General features: G+C 63.9%; 18 protein-coding genes and 1 tRNA gene. All 19 read right to left on the minus strand.

Going from position 1 to position 18,016, the window contains the following annotated elements:
• Positions 1-34: 34 nt before the first annotated feature.
• Entirely contained in the window at positions 35-331 is a 297-nt protein-coding gene (locus tag FFI87_RS11585; RefSeq protein ID WP_006756909.1) for a DUF2818 family protein, read from the minus strand.
• The gene (gene nuoN / locus FFI87_RS11590) at positions 331-1,785 is read right to left on the minus strand and encodes an NADH-quinone oxidoreductase subunit NuoN (RefSeq protein ID WP_186381724.1); all 1,455 of its coding nucleotides are present in this window, start codon (positions 1,783-1,785) and stop codon (positions 331-333) included. The genes FFI87_RS11585 and nuoN overlap by 1 nt, the downstream gene beginning before the upstream one ends.
• A gap of 36 nt (positions 1,786-1,821) precedes the next feature.
• Positions 1,822-3,312 carry an NADH-quinone oxidoreductase subunit M gene (locus FFI87_RS11595; RefSeq protein ID WP_138847414.1) on the minus strand — a complete coding sequence of 497 codons (1,491 nt, stop codon included), beginning with the start codon at positions 3,310-3,312 and terminating at the stop codon, positions 1,822-1,824.
• An 18-nt stretch (positions 3,313-3,330) separates the two neighbouring features.
• Positions 3,331-5,385 carry an NADH-quinone oxidoreductase subunit L gene (nuoL, locus tag FFI87_RS11600; RefSeq protein WP_105830695.1) on the minus strand — a complete coding sequence of 685 codons (2,055 nt, stop codon included), beginning with the start codon at positions 5,383-5,385 and terminating at the stop codon, positions 3,331-3,333.
• A 17-nt stretch (positions 5,386-5,402) separates the two neighbouring features.
• Positions 5,403-5,708: an NADH-quinone oxidoreductase subunit NuoK gene (gene nuoK / locus FFI87_RS11605; RefSeq protein WP_004185739.1), complete on the minus strand. Its 306-nt coding sequence runs from the start codon at positions 5,706-5,708 to the stop codon at positions 5,403-5,405.
• 17 nt (positions 5,709-5,725) lie between these two features.
• On the minus strand, positions 5,726-6,376 hold the full coding sequence (locus tag FFI87_RS11610) for an NADH-quinone oxidoreductase subunit J (protein ID WP_012364318.1): 651 nt from the start codon (positions 6,374-6,376) through the stop codon (positions 5,726-5,728).
• Positions 6,377-6,481: 105 nt separating this feature from the next.
• Positions 6,482-6,970, minus strand: coding sequence for an NADH-quinone oxidoreductase subunit NuoI (gene nuoI / locus FFI87_RS11615; RefSeq protein WP_006398806.1), 489 nt, complete (start codon positions 6,968-6,970; stop codon positions 6,482-6,484).
• A gap of 15 nt (positions 6,971-6,985) precedes the next feature.
• Positions 6,986-8,053, minus strand: a complete 1,068-nt coding sequence (gene nuoH / locus FFI87_RS11620; protein WP_006750463.1) for an NADH-quinone oxidoreductase subunit NuoH — start codon at positions 8,051-8,053, stop codon at positions 6,986-6,988.
• The gene (nuoG, locus tag FFI87_RS11625; RefSeq protein WP_138847413.1) at positions 8,054-10,384 is read right to left on the minus strand and encodes an NADH-quinone oxidoreductase subunit NuoG; all 2,331 of its coding nucleotides are present in this window, start codon (positions 10,382-10,384) and stop codon (positions 8,054-8,056) included.
• Between the two features lie 85 nt (positions 10,385-10,469).
• Complete coding sequence (nuoF, locus tag FFI87_RS11630; protein ID WP_006750461.1) at positions 10,470-11,792, minus strand: NADH-quinone oxidoreductase subunit NuoF; 1,323 nt, start codon at positions 11,790-11,792, stop codon at positions 10,470-10,472.
• On the minus strand, positions 11,789-12,274 hold the full coding sequence (gene nuoE, locus FFI87_RS11635; protein ID WP_006756903.1) for an NADH-quinone oxidoreductase subunit NuoE: 486 nt from the start codon (positions 12,272-12,274) through the stop codon (positions 11,789-11,791). The genes nuoF and nuoE overlap by 4 nt, the downstream gene beginning before the upstream one ends.
• 168 nt (positions 12,275-12,442) lie before the next feature.
• Entirely contained in the window at positions 12,443-13,696 is a 1,254-nt protein-coding gene (locus tag FFI87_RS11640; RefSeq protein WP_006750459.1) for an NADH-quinone oxidoreductase subunit D, read from the minus strand.
• A gap of 9 nt (positions 13,697-13,705) precedes the next feature.
• A complete protein-coding gene (locus FFI87_RS11645) occupies positions 13,706-14,308 on the minus strand; it encodes an NADH-quinone oxidoreductase subunit C (protein WP_006750458.1) in 603 nt (200 codons plus the stop codon).
• A 21-nt stretch (positions 14,309-14,329) separates the two neighbouring features.
• Positions 14,330-14,809 (minus strand): NuoB/complex I 20 kDa subunit family protein, encoded by a 480-nt coding sequence (locus FFI87_RS11650; protein ID WP_006398799.1) that lies wholly within the window; start codon positions 14,807-14,809, stop codon positions 14,330-14,332.
• Between the two features lie 63 nt (positions 14,810-14,872).
• Positions 14,873-15,232, minus strand: coding sequence for an NADH-quinone oxidoreductase subunit A (locus FFI87_RS11655; RefSeq protein WP_006398798.1), 360 nt, complete (start codon positions 15,230-15,232; stop codon positions 14,873-14,875).
• 154 nt (positions 15,233-15,386) lie between these two features.
• Positions 15,387-15,471, minus strand: a tRNA-Leu gene (locus tag FFI87_RS11660).
• Positions 15,472-15,581: 110 nt separating this feature from the next.
• Positions 15,582-15,959 carry a preprotein translocase subunit SecG gene (gene secG, locus FFI87_RS11665; RefSeq protein ID WP_006750457.1) on the minus strand — a complete coding sequence of 126 codons (378 nt, stop codon included), beginning with the start codon at positions 15,957-15,959 and terminating at the stop codon, positions 15,582-15,584.
• Positions 15,960-16,031: 72 nt separating this feature from the next.
• The gene (gene tpiA / locus FFI87_RS11670; protein ID WP_011657484.1) at positions 16,032-16,787 is read right to left on the minus strand and encodes a triose-phosphate isomerase; all 756 of its coding nucleotides are present in this window, start codon (positions 16,785-16,787) and stop codon (positions 16,032-16,034) included.
• A 141-nt stretch (positions 16,788-16,928) separates the two neighbouring features.
• Positions 16,929-17,948 (minus strand): NAD(P)H-quinone oxidoreductase, encoded by a 1,020-nt coding sequence (locus FFI87_RS11675; RefSeq protein WP_138847412.1) that lies wholly within the window; start codon positions 17,946-17,948, stop codon positions 16,929-16,931.
• Between the last annotated feature and the right edge of the window lie 68 nt (positions 17,949-18,016).

Raw genomic sequence — 18,016 nt, forward strand, 5'->3', positions numbered from 1 at the left:
GCGGCTCCGTGGATGAGCGTGACGGCCGAAGCCGTCAGCGTCGTTTGACGAGATACTGGAACGTGAAGCCGGGAAACGCGAACACGACAAAGAGACTGAAGGTGATCGCGTAAAATTGCCAGCCCTGTTCGAAGCGGTTGCCGGCGCGCGACTCGAGCCAGAAGCCGAGGGCGCCGACGACGAAATACAGCACGATCAGCTCGCCGATCCGAACCCACGCGTTCTTCTTCGTCGCGCCGAACGGCACGACGGCGAAGAGGCGTTGGTTCAGGAACGGCACGTTGGCGCAGACGAGCGCCAACAGCACGATGAACCAGCCGGCTGCCGACATTACAGCGGCAGCGTATGACGGATCGCCTGCAGGCAGGCCGTCAGCAGCGGGCTCGGGATCAGGCCGAGCACGACGACCGCGACGCCATTCAGCGCGAGGATCGTGCGCTTGCAGAAATCGCCGGTGATCGGGGCCGTATCCTGCGGCGCGTCGAAGTACATCAGCTTGACGATGCGCAGGTAGTAGAACGCGCCGAACAGCGACGTGATCACCGCCAGCACGGCGAGCCACGTGAGACCCGCATTGACGGTCGCCTCGAGCACCGCGAGCTTCGCGTAGAAGCCGACGGTCGGCGGGATACCGGCCAGCGAGAACATCATGACCATCATCACGAACGCGAACACCGGGCTGCGCTTGTTGAGGCCCTTGAAGTCGTCGATCGTCTCCGCTTCGAAATCGCGGCGCGCGAGCAGCATCACCACGCCGAACGAGCCGAGCGTCGTGATCAGGTAGACGATCGCGTAGAACATCGCCGAGCTGTACGCGTTCGCCGGTGCGGCCGCGTCGCCCTTCACGATGCCGGCCAGCAGGCCGAGCAGCACGAAGCCCATGTTCGAGATCGCCGAGTACGCGAGCATCCGCTTGATGTTGCGCTGGACGATACCGGTGATGTTACCGACGATCAGCGACAGCGCGGCGAGGATCACGAGCGCGGTCTGCCAGTTCTGGGCTAGCGGCAGCAGGCCCATCACCAGGAAGCGCAGGCCCCACGCGAACGCGGCAACCTTCGGGCCGCCGCCGACGAACAGCGTCATCGCGGTCGGGGCGCCCTGGTAGACGTCCGGCACCCACATGTGGAACGGCACGGCGCCAAGCTTGAACGCGATACCGGCGACGATGAACACCACGCCGAACATCAGCACGGCCGCGTCGGTGTTGCCGCCGACTGCCTTGTACACCTCGCCCAGCTCGAGCGAGCCGGTCGCGCCGTAGAGCATCGAGATGCCGTACAGCACGAAGCCCGACGCGAGCGCGCCCAGCACGTAGTACTTCATCGCGGCTTCGCTCGACTGCGGCGCGTCGCGGCGCAGCGCGATGACCGCGTACAGCGACAGCGACATCAGTTCGAGGCCGAGGTACAGCGTCAGGAAGTTGTTGCCCGACACCATCACCAATTGACCGAGCAGCGAGAACATGCCCAGCAGGAAGACGTCGCCGCGGAACATGTCGCGGTCTTCGAGGTACTTGCGCGAATAGACGAGCGAGACGGCGAAGCCGATCGACACGACGGCCTTCATCATGCTCGCGAACGAGTCGACGACGACCATCCGCGAGAAGAAGTAGTACTGGTGCGGGTCGAGCGCCTGCACCGCGAACCACACGCCGGCGACGACCGACGAAACCACCGCGATCAGATAGGTCAGGCGGCGGCCAGCGGCACCAGTAAAGGTGTCGTTCAGCCATGCGACGACGACGGCGACCATCACCAGCGCGTCAGGCAACAGGACATTCATAGGTGCGTTCATGATCTTGATTTCCTCCGCTCGCGATTACTGGGCCAGCGGCAGTTTGGACTGCCCGACATGGGAGAGGAGGTTTTCCACGGAAACGTGCATCACGTCGGTGAAAGGCTTCGGATACAGGCCCATCAGCATCGTGAACGCGGCCAGCACGACCAGCATCACGAATTCGCGACGGCCGATGTCCTTCAGCTTGGCAACGTGATCGTTCGCGACCGCGCCGAAGTACACGCGCTTGTACATCCACAGCGTGTAGGCGGCGCCGAGGATCAGCGTGAATGCCGCGCCGAATGCGATCCAGAAGTTGTACTGGACGGCGGCGAGAATCACCATGAATTCGCCGACGAAACCCGACGTGCCCGGCAGGCCGCAATTGGCCATCGAGAACAGCATCGCGAATGCCGCGAACTTCGGCATCACGTTCACGACGCCGCCGTAGTCGGCGATCTGGCGCGAGTGCAAACGGTCGTACAGCACGCCGATGCACAGGAACATCGCACCCGACACGAAGCCGTGCGAGATCATCTGGATGATCGCGCCTTCGACGCCGAGCTGGTTGAAGATGAAGAAGCCGAGCGTCACGAAGCCCATGTGCGCGATCGACGAATACGCGACCAGCTTCTTCATGTCGGCCTGCACCATCGCGACGAGGCCGATGTAGATCACCGCGATCAGCGACAGCGTGATCACGACCGGTGCGAGGAAGTGGCTTGCGTCAGGCGTGATCGGCAGCGAGAAACGCAGGAAACCGTACGCGCCGAGCTTCAGCATGATCGCCGCCAGCACGACCGAGCCGCCCGTCGGCGCTTCCACGTGCGCGTCCGGCAGCCAGGTGTGCACCGGCCACATCGGCACCTTCACCGCGAACGCGAGGAAGAATGCGATGAACAGCAGGATCTGCGGCGTCATCGCGATCTTGGCGTTCTGCCACGTCGCGAGGTCGAACGAATGCGTCTGCGTGTACAGGTAGATCAGCGCGACCAGCATCAGCAGCGAGCCGGCCAGCGTGTACAGGAAGAACTTGAATGCCGCATACACGCGGTTCGGGCCGCCCCACACGCCGATGATGATGTACATCGGGATCAGGGTCGCCTCGAAGAACACGTAGAACAGCAGGCCGTCGGCCGCCGAGAACACGCCGATCATGATCCCGGACAGGATCAGGAAGGCCGCGAGGTACTGCGCGACGTTCTCGGTGATCACTTCCCACGCGGCGATCACGACGATCACCGTGATCAGCGCGGTCAGCACGACGAACCACATCGAAATGCCGTCGACGCCGAGGTGGTACGAGATGTCGAAGCGTTCGATCCAGGTCGACTTCTCGACGAACTGCAGCGCGGCCGTGCTCGAGTCGAAGTCCGTGATCAGCGGGATCGTGACCGCGAGACCGAGCAGCGAACCGATCAGCGCGACCCAGCGGGCCGTCCCCGGATTTTTGTCGTTACCCACCGCGAGCACGAGGAGGCCGAAAACGATCGGCAGCCAGATCGCGGTACTGAGAATCGGAAAAGCGTGCATTAGTGTTGTCCCCCCGCCTTATTTGCCGCCGAGCGTTACAAACAGGGTCAGGAGCCCCAGCATGCCGATGATCATGGCGAACGCGTAGTGATAGATGTAACCGGATTGGAGGAAGCGGATCACGCCGGCGAACCAGCCGATGAACCGGGCGCTGCCGTTGACGAGGCCGTCGATCACGACGACGTCACCTTCCTTCCAGAGGCCGCGGCCGATCGCCACCGAACCGCGGGCGAACACCACTTCGTTGATCTTGTCCATGTAGTACTTGTTGTCCAGCAGCGTGTAGATCGGGCCGAACGCGCGGCGGATCGACGCCGGCAGTTCCGGACGCTTCAGATACAGGAACCATGCGACGACGACACCGGCGAGCGCCAGCCACACCGGCAGGCCCGACACCGAGTGCAGGCCCATGCCGACCCAGCCGTGGAACTCTTCGGCCATCTCGGCCAGAGCCGGATGGTTCGCGCCGATGAAGATCACCTTGTCGAATGCGACGCCGTGCTGGAAGAAGTCGCCGAACAGCATCGGGCCGATCGCGATCGCGCCGATGATCACCGACGGAATCGCCAGCAGGACCAGCGGCACCCACACGACCCACGGGGTCTCGTGCGGCTCGTGCGCGTGGTCGTCATGACCGTGGCCATGGCCGTGATCATCGTGGCCGTGCGCGGCCGCCATGCCCATCGGCGATTCCGGATGCTTCGGCTTGCGGAAGCGCTCTTCGCCGTGGAACACCAGGAAGTACATGCGGAACGAGTACAGCGCCGTGACGAACACGCTCGCGACGACCGCGAAGTACGCGAAGCCCGAACCCGGCAGGTGCGACAGCTTCACCGCGTCGATGATCGAGTCTTTCGAGTAGAAGCCCGAGAAGAACGGCGTACCGATCAGCGCCAGCGAACCGACGAGCGACGTGATCCACGTGATCGGCATGTACTTGCGCAGGCCGCCCATGTTGCGCATGTCCTGGTCGTGGTGCATGCCCATGATCACCGAACCGGCGCCGAGGAACAGCAGCGCCTTGAAGAACGCGTGCGTCATCAGGTGGAACACGGCGACCGGGTAGGCGGACACGCCGAGCGCGACGGTCATGTAGCCGAGCTGCGACAGCGTCGAGTACGCGACGACCCGCTTGATGTCGTTCTGGACGATCCCGAGGAAGCCCATGAACAGTGCCGTGATCGCGCCGATCACCGTGATGAACGACAGCGCGGTATCCGACAGCTCGAACAGCGGCGACATGCGCGACACCATGAAGATGCCGGCCGTCACCATCGTCGCCGCGTGAATCAGCGCGGAGATCGGGGTCGGGCCTTCCATCGAGTCGGGCAGCCACACGTGCAGCGGGAACTGCGCCGACTTGCCCATCGCGCCGATGAACAGGCAGATACAGGCAACGGTCAGCAGGCCCCAGTCGGTGCCCGGGAAGTGCAGGCTTGCGAGCTCGGCACGCTTCGCGAACACTTCGCCGTAGTTCATCGAACCCGCGAATGCGAGCAGCAGGCCGATGCCCAGCAGGAAGCCGAAGTCGCCCACGCGGTTCACGAGGAACGCCTTCATGTTCGCGTAGATCGCGCTCTCACGCGTGAAGTAGAAGCCGATCAGCAGGTACGACACCAGACCCACCGCTTCCCAGCCGAAGAACAGCTGCAGGAAGTTGTTGCTCATCACGAGCATCAGCATCGAGAACGTGAACAGCGAGATGTACGAGAAGAACCGCTGGTAGCCGTCCTCCTCCGACATGTAGCCGATCGTGTACACGTGCACCATCAGCGAGACGAAGGTCACGACGACCATCATCATCGCGGTCAGCGAATCGACGAGGAAGCCGACTTCGAGTTTCAGCGAGCCCACGTTCATCCATTCGTAGACGGTCGCGTTGAAGCTCGCGCCGCCCATCACGTCGAGGAAGACTTTCGCCGACAGGAGGAACGCGATCAATACGCCGAGGATCGTGATCCGGTGTGCGCCCTTGCGCCCCACTGCGTTCCCGAACAGCCCCGCAATCAGCGAGCCGGCCAGCGGAGCGAGCGGAATCGCCAGCAGCAGGTTTTCATTGAGTGTCATTGACATAACAGCGTTGCCTGAAATTAACCTTTGAGCTGATCGAGATCCTCGACATTGATCGTGTCGAGCTTACGGAACAGGGTCACCAGAATCGCGAGACCGATCGCGGCTTCCGCTGCGGCGACGGTCAGCACGAAGAACACGAAGATCTGGCCGTGCACATCGCCGAGGTAATGCGAGAACGCGACGAAGTTGGTGTTCACCGCCAGCAGCATCAATTCGATCGCCATCAGGATGATGATGATGTTGCGGCGGTTCAGGAAAATCCCGACGATCGCGATCGCGAAGAGGATCGCGCCGAGCACGAGGTAGTGAGCAAGAGTCAACATGGTTTCTTTTCCTCCGCTTAGCCGTTGGTGCTCGTACCGGCTTCGCTCTGCGCCGTTTCCGGCTGCGGCTTTTCTGCTTCCATCTTCACGAGGCGCACGCGGTCGTTGCGGCGCACCTTGACCTGATCCGACACGCGCTGGCGCTTGCTGTCCTTGCCCTTGCGCTCGGTCAGCCCGATCGCGGCGATGATCGCGACCAGCAGCACCAGGCCGGCGATTTCAAACGCGAAGATGTAGTCGGTGTAGATCACCTTGCCGATCAGTCGCGTGTTGGACCAGTCGGCCATCGCGCCCGTCGCCATGGCGTGCACCGCGTGCGTGTCGCCGTAGCCGCGCCACAGGATCAGCGCGGTCTCGACCACGATGATCGCGCCGACCACCGTTGCCATCGGCACGAAGCGCTTGAAGTCGCGGCGCAGGTAATCGATGTTGATGTCCAGCATCATCACGACGAACAGGAACAGCACCATCACGGCGCCCACGTACACCAGCACCAACAGGATCGCGAGGAACTCCGCTTCCAGCAGCATCCAGATCGCGGCGGCGTTGAAGAACGCCAGCACAAGGAAAAGCGCAGACGCCACCGGGTTGCGCGAAGTGATCACCTTCAGCCCTGATACCACCAGGAGCAGCGCGAAGATGTAGAACAATACGGTCGTGAATTCCATGATTACCGGTTCATCGTTAGGCCATAGTCAGGCGCGGCTTGCGGGACGCCCGCACCCGTCGCGGCGGCTCGACCCGTTCATGCCGGGCCGGCACTGCAAACACAATCAACGATACGGCGCGTCGGCGGCCTTGGCCGCAGCGATGTCCTTCTCGTAGCGATCGCCCACCGCGAGCAGCATTTCCTTCGTGAAATACAGGTCGCCGCGCTTTTCGCCGTGATACTCGAGAATCTGCGTCTCGACGATCGAATCGACCGGGCAGCTCTCTTCGCAGAAACCGCAGAAGATGCACTTCGTCAGGTCGATGTCATAGCGCGTCGTACGGCGCGTGTTGTCCGCACGCGTTTCCGATTCGATCGTGATCGCCAGCGCGGGGCACACGGCCTCGCAGAGCTTGCACGCGATGCAGCGCTCTTCGCCGTTCTCGTAGCGGCGCAGCGCATGCAGCCCGCGAAAGCGCGGCGAAATCGGAGTCTTCTCTTCCGGGAACTGCACGGTGAACTTGCGCCGGAACGTGTAGCGACCGGTCAGCGCGAGCCCTTTCAGCAGCTCCGTCAGGAAGAAGGTCTTAAAGAAGTGTTGGATTGCCGTCATGATTTCGTCCGATCTTTACTTCACCCAGATGTTGAGCGGCGACATCATCCAGAAGCCGACCACGACCACCCAGATCACCGTGACGGGCAGGAACACCTTCCAGCCCAGACGCATGATCTGGTCGTAACGGTAGCGCGGGAACGTCGCGCGAACCCAGATGAACACCGACAGCAGCGCGAACACCTTCAGCACCAGCCAGAAGACGCCCGGAATGAACGACAGGAATTCGAACGGTGCATCCCAGCCGCCGAGGAACAGCGTCGCGGCGAGCGCCGAGATCACGATCATGTTGATGTACTCGGCGAGGAAGAACAGCGCGAACGCCATGCCCGAGTAATCGATCATGTGACCCGCGACGATCTCCGACTCCCCTTCCACCACGTCGAACGGGTGGCGGTTCGTTTCGGCGATGCCGGACACGAAGTAGACGACGAACGCCGGCAGCAGCGGCAGCCAGTTCCACGACAGGAAATTCACGCCGTGGCCGGCGAAGAAGCCGTGCTGCTGCGAGCCGACGATTTCCGACAGGTTCAGGCTGCCGGCCGTCATCAGCACGAGCACCAGCGCGAAGCCCATCGAGATTTCATACGACACCATCTGGGCCGCCGCGCGCATCGCGCCGAGGAACGCGTACTTCGAGTTCGACGCCCAGCCGGCGAGAATCACCGCGTACACGCCGATCGACGAGATCGCCATCGCATACAGCAGGCCGGCGTTCACGTTCGCGAGCACGGCCTCGGCCTGGAACGGGATCACCGCCCAGACGGCGAATGCCGGCACGACGGTCATGACCGGCGCGATCAGGTACAGCCAGCGGCTCGCGGCGCTCGGCTGAATGACTTCCTTCAGCAGCAGCTTCAGCACGTCGGCGATCGGCTGCAGCAGGCCGGCGGGGCCGACGCGGTTCGGGCCGAGACGCACGTGCATCCAGCCGATCAGCTTGCGTTCCCACAGAATCAGGTACGCGACGCACAGCAGGATCACGACGGCGACGACGAGGATGCGCACGATGGCCCACACCGTCGGCCATGCGATGCCGAGAAGCTGGGCTCCGCCCGCGTTGATCGTATCGAACAAGCTCATTTACGCCTTCTCCACCACCAGTTCACCGGACAGGCTGCCGAGCGCTGCGCCGGCAGGCGTCGCCGCCGACACGCGAACGACCGTCTCCGCAAGATTCGCGTCGCGCACGGCCGGCAACTGCACCGCACGCTCGCCCTGGCGCACGCGCACCGCGTCGCCTTCCTTCAAGCCCAGCTTGTCGAACAGCGCGGCCGGCAGGGCTGCGGCGTTCGCCACCTTCGCGGCGGCCGTCAGGTGCAGCGCACCCGCGCGGCGCACGAGTGCGTCGGCGTGATAGATCGGCACATCGGCGAGGCGCTCGAAACCGCCGTTCGCGGCAGTCGCCGCGACGCGGGCCGGCGCGACCGACGCCTGGTTCGACAGACGGCTCGCGACACCTGCGTCGCCGAGCGCTGCGAGACGCACTTCTTCGGCGGTCTCGTATTCGAAGTTCGGCAGGCCGAGCAGGCTGCCGAGCACGCGCAGCACCTTCCACGCCGGACGCGTGTCGCCGAGCGGGCGCACGACGCCGTTGAAGCTCTGCACCGAGCCTTCCGCATTCACGTACGTGCCGGCCGTTTCCGTGAACGGCGCGATCGGCAGCAGCACGTCGGCGTAATCGAGGCCGTGCTTGAACGGCGACATCACGACGACCATTTCGGCCTGGTTCAACGCGGCAAGCGCCTGCGCCGGATCGGCGGTGTCGAATTCCGGTTCGACGTTCAGCAGCACGTAGCCCTTGCGCGGCTGCGCGAACGCTTCGCGTGCGTTCAGGCCGCCTTCGCCCGGCAGCGCACCGACGACGTGCGCGCCGACCGTGTTCGCCGCTTCGGTCAGGAAGCCGAACGTGGCGCCGGTGTTGTCGGCGATCCACTGCGCGACCGCGTGCAGCTGCGCGAATTGCGGATGACGGACGGCCACGTTGCCGAGCAGCACCGCACGGCGCTCGCCGTTCGCGAGCGACTGGGCGACCGCTTGCGCGGCCGGCGAGGCAGTGACGCCCGCGAGCGTGTCCGGCAGTGCGACGCCGCGCAGTTGCGCGACGGCCGCGGCGATGCCGGCCAGTTCGTCGAGCCATGCCGACGGCGCGGCGACGATGCGCTTCGCGGTCGGGATCAGGGAATCGTCGGCGGTCGCGTTCAGGAAGTGCAGCTTCGCGCCGTTCTTCGCGGCCTGACGCAGGCGTGCGGCGAACAGCGGGTGGTCGCGGCGCAGGAACGAACCGACGACGAACGCGGCATCCACGTTCGACAGGTCGGCGATCGGCATGCCGAGCCACGGGGCACCCTGGACCGGCGCCGAGAAATCCTGCTGACGCAGACGGAAGTCGACGTTCGGCGTCTTCAGTTCGTTGGCGAGCTGCTTCACGAGGAACAGCTCTTCAGCGGTGCTGTGCGCGCTCGCGAGCATCGCCAGCGCGTTCGCGCCGTGATCCGCGGCGATGCCCTTCAGGCCCTTCGCGACATACTCGAGTGCCGTCTGCCAGTCGGTTTCGATCCACTGGCCGCCCTGCTTCAGCATCGGCTTCGTCAGGCGCTCTTCGCTGTTCAGGCCTTCGTACGAGAAACGATCCTTGTCCGAGATCCAGCATTCGTTGATCGCTTCGTTCTCGAACGGCAGCACGCGCATCACGCGGTTGTTCTTCACCTGCACGACGAGGTTCGCGCCGACGGAATCGTGCGGGCTCACCGACTTGCGGCGCGACAGTTCCCACGTACGGGCGCTGTAGCGGAACGGCTTGCTGGTCAGCGCGCCGACCGGGCACAGGTCGATCATGTTGCCCGACAGCTCGGAGTCGACCGTCTTGCCGACGAACGTCGTGATTTCCGAGTGCTCGCCGCGACCCAGCATGCCGAGCTCCATCACGCCGGCGATTTCCTGGCCGAAGCGCACGCACCGCGTGCAGTGGATGCAGCGCGACATCTCTTCCATCGAGATCAGCGGGCCCACGTTCTTGTGGAACACCACGCGCTTTTCTTCCGAGTAGCGCGACGACGACTTGCCGTAGCCGACCGCCAGATCCTGCAGCTGGCATTCGCCGCCCTGATCGCAGATCGGGCAGTCGAGCGGGTGATTGATGAGGAGGAATTCCATCACCGACTGCTGCGCCTTCACGGCCTTGTCGGACTGCGTGCGCACGATCATGCCGGCCGACACGGGCGTCGCGCAGGCGGGCACGGCCTTCGGCATCTTCTCGACTTCGACGAGACACATCCGGCAGTTGGCCGCAACCGACAGTTTCTTGTGATAGCAGAAGTGAGGAATGTACGTATCCGCCTTGTGCGCAGCCTGGATCACCATGCTGCCTTCGGGCACCTCGACCTTCTTGCCGTCTATTTCAAGTTCAACCATGATGGTGAATGGTCCTTAACCTATTTCCGCCCGTTCGCGCCTTCGCCCGACCGTGCGCTCAAATTCCGCAACCGAATGTTTCGCCTCAGGCTGCCGCAGCCGAAGCCACATGCGGCGCGTGACCGCCGACCATGCAGTGCTTGTGCTCGACGTGGTACGCGAATTCGTCCCAGTAATGCTTGAGCATCCCGCGCACCGGCATCGCCGCCGCATCGCCGAGCGCGCAGATCGTGCGGCCCATGATGTTCTCGGCAACCGAGTTCAGCAGGTCCAGATCTTCCTGGCGCCCTTCGCCGTGCTCGATACGATTCACGACGCGATACAGCCAGCCGGTGCCCTCACGGCACGGCGTGCACTGGCCGCACGATTCCTCGTAGTAGAAGTACGACAGGCGCAGCAGCGAACGCACCATGCAGCGCGTCTCGTCCATCACGATCACCGCGCCGGAGCCGAGCATCGAGCCCGCCTTCGCGATCGAGTCGTAATCGAGATCGGTCTGCATCATGATGTCGCCCGGGATCACCGGCGCCGACGAACCGCCCGGAATCACGGCCTTGATCTTGCGACCGCCGCGCATCCCGCCGGCGAGCTCCATCAGCGTCGCGAACGGCGTGCCGAGCGGCACTTCGTAGTTGCCCGGACGCTCGACGTCGCCCGATACCGAGAAGATCTTCGTGCCGCCGTTGTTCGGCTTGCCGATCTCGAGGTAATTCTGCGGCCCGATGGACAGCAGGAACGGCACCGCGGCGAACGTCTCGGTGTTGTTGATCGTGGTCGGCTTGCCGTACACGCCGAAGCTCGCCGGGAACGGCGGCTTGAAGCGCGGCTGGCCCTTCTTGCCTTCGAGCGACTCGAGCAGCGCCGTTTCCTCGCCGCAGATGTACGCGCCGTAACCGTGGTGCGCGTGCAGCTGGAACGAGAATTCCGAGCCCATGATGTTGTCGCCGAGGAAACCCGCGGCACGCGCTTCATCGAGCGCGGCCTCGAAGCGTCGATACACTTCGAAGATTTCGCCGTGGATGTAGTTGTAGCCGACGGTGATGCCCATCGCATACGCGCCGATGGCCATGCCTTCGATCAGCGCATGCGGGTTCCAGCGCAGGATGTCGCGATCCTTGAACGTGCCCGGCTCGCCTTCGTCCGAGTTGCAGACGAGGTACTTCTGCCCCGGGAACTGGCGCGGCATGAAGCTCCACTTCAGGCCGGTCGGGAAGCCCGCACCGCCACGGCCACGCAGGCCCGACGCCTTCACGTCGGCGATCACCTGCTCCGGCGGAATCTTTTCTTCGAGAATGCGGCGCAGCTGCTTGTAGCCGCCGCGCGCAACGTAATCTTCGAGATGCCAGTTCTCGCCGTTCAGACCAGCGAGGATCAGCGGTTTGATGTGACGGTCGTGAAGGGACGTCATTTCGAAAGCTCCTCAAGCAGCTGGTCGATCTTCTCGCGGCTCATGAAGCTGCACATTCTGTGATTGTTCACCAGCAGCACCGGCGCATCGCCGCACGAGCCCATGCATTCGCCTTCCTTCAGCGTGAACTTGCCGTCGGGCGTGGTCTCGCCGAAGCCGATGCCCAGCTTCTGTTTCAGGTAGTCGGCCGTCGCCTCGGCGCCGCCGTGCGGACCAAGCTGGCACGGAAGGTTCGTGCAGAGCGTGATCTTGTGCTTGCCGACCGGGTTGAGCTCGTACATCGTGTAGAACGTCGCGACTTCCTGCACGGCGACTGCCGGCATGCCGAGATAGTCCGCGACGAACTGCATCAGTTCGGGCGACAGCCAGCCGTGCTCTTCCTGAGCAACGGCCAACGCCGACATCACGGCGGACTGTTTCTGATCGGCGGGATACTTCGTCAACGCTCGATCGATTTCCTTCAGGCCTTCAGCTGAGATCATTTTCAGACACGACTCTTTCAATTCCTACCGAACGAACAACCTGCCGCACTGCTGTGCATGGACGGCAGACCTGGCGCTCACTGTTGACAGCTTGCGAAGCCGCGCCGGCTCAGCGCGCATCGCGTGTGACTTACTGCTCGCCGCCCGCACGCGCGGGCGGCGCAACCATTAGCGATCGATTTCGCCGAACACGATGTCCTGCGTACCGATGATCGTGACGGCGTCGGCAATCATGTGGCCGCGCGCCATTTCGTCGAGCGACGCGAGATGCGCGAAGCCCGGGGCGCGAATCTTGAGGCGATACGGCTTGTTGGCACCGTCCGACACGAGGTAGATGCCGAATTCGCCCTTCGGATGCTCGACTGCTGCATACGCCTCGCCTTCCGGCACGTGAAAACCTTCGGTGAAGAGCTTGAAGTGGTGAATCAAGTCTTCCATGTTGGTCTTCATGCCGACGCGCGACGGCGGCGCAACCTTGTGATTGTCCGTCATCACCGGGCCCGGATTCTTGCGGAGCCACTCAATACACTGTTTCGCGATGCGGATCGATTGGCGCATTTCTTCGACGCGCACCAGATAGCGGTCGTAGCAATCGCCGTTCACGCCGACCGGCACGTCGAAATCCATGCGGTCGTACACTTCGTACGGCTGCTTCTTGCGCAGATCCCACGCGATACCCGAACCGCGCAGCATCGGGCCCGTCAGGCCCATCTGCAACGCGCGCTCCGGGCTGACGACACCGATCCCGACCAGACGCTGTTTCCAGATCCGGTTGTCGGTCAGCAGCGTTTCGTATTCGTCGACGCACTTCGGGAAGCGCGTGAAGAAGTCGTCGATGAAGTCGAGCACCGAGCCGCTGCGCGCTTCGTTCATCTTCGCGAGCGCCTTCTCGTTGCGAATCTTCGACGCCTTGTATTGCGGCATTGCGTCAGGCAGGTCGCGATAGACGCCGCCCGGACGGTAGTACGCCGCGTGCATCCGTGCGCCGGACACCGCTTCGTACACGTCCATCAGGTCTTCGCGCTCGCGGAATGCGTACAGGAACACCGCCATCGCGCCGACGTCGAGTGCGTGTGCGCCGATCCACATCAGGTGGTTCAGCACGCGCGTGATTTCGTCGAACAGCACGCGGATGTACTGCGCGCGCTCCGGCACGTCGATGCCGAGCAGACGCTCGATCGCGAGCACGTAGCCGTGCTCGTTGACCATCATCGACACGTAGTCGAGACGGTCCATGTACGGCACGGACTGGATGAAGGTCTTGCTTTCCGCGAGCTTTTCGGTCGCGCGGTGCAGCAGGCCGATGTGCGGATCGGCGCGCTGGATGACTTCGCCGTCGAGCTCGAGCACCAGGCGCAGCACGCCGTGCGCTGCCGGGTGCTGCGGGCCGAAGTTGAGGGTGTAGTTCTTGATTTCTGCCATGACGCCCCCTTAATGTTTCAGACCGCCATAGCGATCCTCGCGGATCACGCGCGGCGTGATTTCGCGCGGCTCGATCGTCACCGGCTGGTACACGACCCGCTTCTCTTCCGGGTCGTAACGCATTTCGACATAGCCCGACACCGGGAAGTCCTTGCGGAACGGATGGCCGATGAAGCCGTAGTCGGTGAGGATGCGGCGCAGGTCGGGGTGTCCCTCGAACACGAGGCCGTACAGGTCGAACGCCTCGCGCTCGTACCAGTTTGCGGAGGTCCAGATGTCGACGAGCGACGCGACGATCGGCAGATCGTCGTCCGGCGCGAACACGCGCAGGCGCAGGCGCCAGTTGTTCGTGACCGACAGCAGCTGCGACACGGCCGCGAAACGCGGGCCGTCGTACGCACCGTCGCCGTAAGTCTGGTAGTCGACGCCGCAGAGGTCGATCAGCTGCTCGAAACGGAGCTTCGGATCGTCGCGCAGCGTCTTTGCGACTTCGAGGTAATCGCTCGCCTTCACGACGAGCGTCAGTTCACCGATCGCTTCGGTGAGGCTCACCACGCGCGCGCCGAGCGCGGCTTCGAGGTTTGCCTTCAGGATCTCGATTTTGCTTGCCATATTGAGGGGACGCTCGGGGCTTTATTGACGGGCGATGGTGTTGGTGCGGCGGATCTTCGCCTGAAGCTGGATCACGCCGTAGACCAGCGCCTCGGCCGTGGGCGGGCAGCCCGGCACGTAGACGTCGACCGGCACGATCCGGTCGCAGCCGCGGACCACCGAGTACGAGTAGTGGTAGTAGCCACCGCCGTTCGCGCACGACCCCATCGAGATCACCCAGCGCGGCTCGGCCATCTGGTCGTACACGCGGCGCAGTGCGGGCGCCATCTTGTTGCACAGCGTGCCGGCGACGATCATCACGTCCGACTGACGCGGGCTCGGACGGAACACGACCCCGAACCGGTCCAGATCGTAACGGGCCGCGCCCGCATGCATCATCTCGACGGCGCAACATGCGAGCCCGAACGTCATCGGCCACAGCGAGCCGGTACGCGTCCAGTTGATCAGCTTGTCAGCCGTCGTGGTGACAAACCCTTCCTTCAAGACCCCTTCGATACTCATTTGCTTTCCACTCCAGACGAGCGACCCAGCGTGGCCGCCCATGCAAACCGGCGATTAACCCCATCACTCCCAGTCGAGACCGCCTTTCTTCCAGATATAGGCAAAGCCCAGCAGGAATTCGAGCAGAAAAATCATCATTGCGATGAAACCGGGCCAGCCGATGTCCCGCAGCGCGACGCCCCACGGAAACAGGAACGCGGTTTCGAGATCGAAGATGATGAACAGGATGGCGACGAGGTAGTACCGGACGTCGAATTTCATCCGGGCGTCTTCAAAGGCTTCGAAGCCGCACTCGTATGGTGCGTTCTTCTCGACGTCCGGCTTGTTGGGACCAAGGAGCTTGCCGATGCTGACCAGCGCTATACCTAAACCAGTGCCCACGAGGAGGAACAACAAGACGGGGTAATAGGCTGCGAGGTTCAAGGCAATCCTCTATCGGTTGGTTCTGAGCGTCCGGAGAATACCACTTCCGGCGGAAGGAATCATTTCGGAGTGCGTGCGATCACAAGACAATCGCAAGACATACCCCACAAATGAAAAATGCCAGCCACTAGAAGCGGCTGGCATTGAGTAACTTTGGTGCCGACGGCGAGACTCGAACTCGCACAGCTTTCGCCACTACCCCCTCAAGATAGCGTGTCTACCAATTTCACCACGTCGGCACTGCATGCAACTCGGGTTGTGCTGCTTGTTCCCGCGAATCGCTTCAAGAATTAAATTCTAACCCGAGTTCCAGATTTGTTCAACGCACAACCGCAAAAAATTTGGCTTTTTATTTCGGGACATCCTGGCCCGGCGCGCTCGCGGCCGAAGCCGCTGCAGCGGACGCGGCGACGGCCGGTGCCGACGCCGCGGGCGCCGATGCCGGTGCGGTCGCGGCCGCGCCGAGCACGCCTGCCGACGGCGTCGACTTGTACGAGCCGAGGTACGTCAGCGCGAGCGTCGCGACAAAGAAGATCGTGGCCAGCACGCCCGTCGTGCGCGACAGAAAGTTCGCCGAGCCCGTCGCACCGAACAGGCTGCCCGACGCGCCGCTACCGAATGCGGCGCCCATGTCGGCACCCTTGCCGTGCTGCAGCAGCACGAGCCCAATCACACCGAGTGCAGACAGCACCTGCACGACAATAATCAGCGTCTTGAATAACAGCATCACACCCACCCGATTGGATCAGGCGACCGGACCAACCGGCCGCCATCATGTTTCAATTCGACCCCGGACCGCTCAACGTGCGGCTCGGCAGATCGCCAGGAAATCTTGCGCCTTCAGCGACGCGCCGCCGATCAGGCCGCCATCGATGTCCGGCTGCGCGAACAGCTCTTCCGCGTTGTCCGGCTTCACGCTGCCGCCGTACAGCACCGACACGTGCGCCGCACCCTTCGCCGCGAGACGCGCACGCAGAAACGCGTGCACATCCTGCGCCTGCGCCGACGTCGCGCTCTTGCCGGTACCGATCGCCCAGACCGGCTCGTACGCGACGACGATGCGAGCCGCCTCGTCAGCCGTCAGCACGGCCAGCACGGCGTCGAGCTGCGCACCGACCACCTGCTCGGTCGCGCCCGCTTCACGCTCGTCGAGCGTTTCGCCGACGCACACGACGGGCGTGAGGCCCGCCGCGAGCGCGCGCTGCGTCTTCGCCGCGACGGTCTCGTTGCGCTCGCCGTGATACGCGCGACGCTCCGAGTGACCGACGATCGCATAATGCGCACCGAACTCCGCCACCATCGCCGCAGCGACTTCGCCGGTGAACGCGCCCTGCTCGTGCGCGGACACGTCCTGCGCGCCGAACACGACACGGCCAGCGCCGAGCTGCGCCTGAACCTGCGCGAGGTACGGGAACGGCACACACACGCCGATCGACGTTTCAGCCGCCACCGCGCCCGCGCCCTGCACCACTTCATTCAGCAACGCCTGGTTGCCGGCCAGCCGGCCGTGCATCTTCCAGTTGCCGATCACTCGCTTTGTTCGTTGTTTCGACATCGTGTCTGTCTCGTCACTATCGTGTCATTAACGTACCGGAAACCGGCCGTCAGGCTGGATCTGGCGAAGCAAACCCGCGATTTTACTGCGCGCGGCTTGAACCGGTCAAACCGCGTATGTCAAGTCCGGCCGCCGAAGGCTTCAGGCGGTCGTACCCCAATCGAGCACGATCTTGCCGATATGCTCACCGCTCTCCATCAGCGCATGCGCCTGCGCGGCCTCGCCGGCCGGCAGCACACGGTAGATAACGGGCTTGATGCGGCCGTCCGCGAGCAGCGGCCAGACACGCGCCTTCAGTTGTGCGGCGATGCGCGCCTTGAACTCGACCGGACGCGGCCGCAGCGTCGAACCCGTCACCGTCAGCCGGCGACGCAGGATCTCGTTCAGGTTGACCTCGGCCTTCGCGCCGCCGAGCAGCGCGATCAGCACGAGGCGACCGCCGTCCGCGAGCGCGGACAGCTCGCGCGGCACGTACGAACCGGCCACCATGTCGAGAATCACGTCGACGCCGCGATCGTGCGTCAGCGACTTCACGACTTCGACGAAGTCTTCGGTCTTGTAGTTGATCGCGCGTTCCGCCCCCAGCGCTTCGCATGCACGACATTTCTCGGCGTTGCCGGCCGTCGCGAACACGCGAAAGCCGAGCGCGTGCGCGATCTGGATCGCCGTCACGCCGATCCCGCTCGAGCCGCCCTGCACGAGCAGCGTTTCCTGCTCGCCGCCCTCGCCCGCGCCCAGCAACGCACGGTCGAACACATTGCTCCACACGGTGAAGAACGTTTCGGGCAACGACGCGGCTTCGATGTCGGTCAGCCCGTCAGGCACCGGCAGGCATTGCGGCAACGGCGCGACCGCATATTCCGCGTAGCCGCCGCCCGCGAGCAGCGCGCAGACGCGATCACCGAGCTTCAGGCCGAACGGGTTCAGCGCGGCATCCGACAGGTCGCCGCCGACGATCTCGCCCGCGACCTCGAGGCCCGGCAGATCGGAGGCGCCCGGCGGCGGCGCGTATGCGCCCTTGCGCTGGAAGACGTCCGGCCGATTCACGCCGGAAGCCGCCACCTTGATCAGCACTTCGCCGCGCTTCGGTTCGGGGCGCGGACGCTCCGCGAGCTTCAGCACGTCGGGGGCGCCGAATTCGGTGATTTCGATGGCTTTCATGGGTGGTCGCTCCAGGATCGGAATCGGGGGCGCATCCGTGCGCGGCACGGGCGCGTCGCCGGCGCTGC

This window comes from Burkholderia sp. KBS0801, assembly GCF_005937855.2.
Classification (GTDB): domain Bacteria; phylum Pseudomonadota; class Gammaproteobacteria; order Burkholderiales; family Burkholderiaceae; genus Burkholderia; species Burkholderia ambifaria.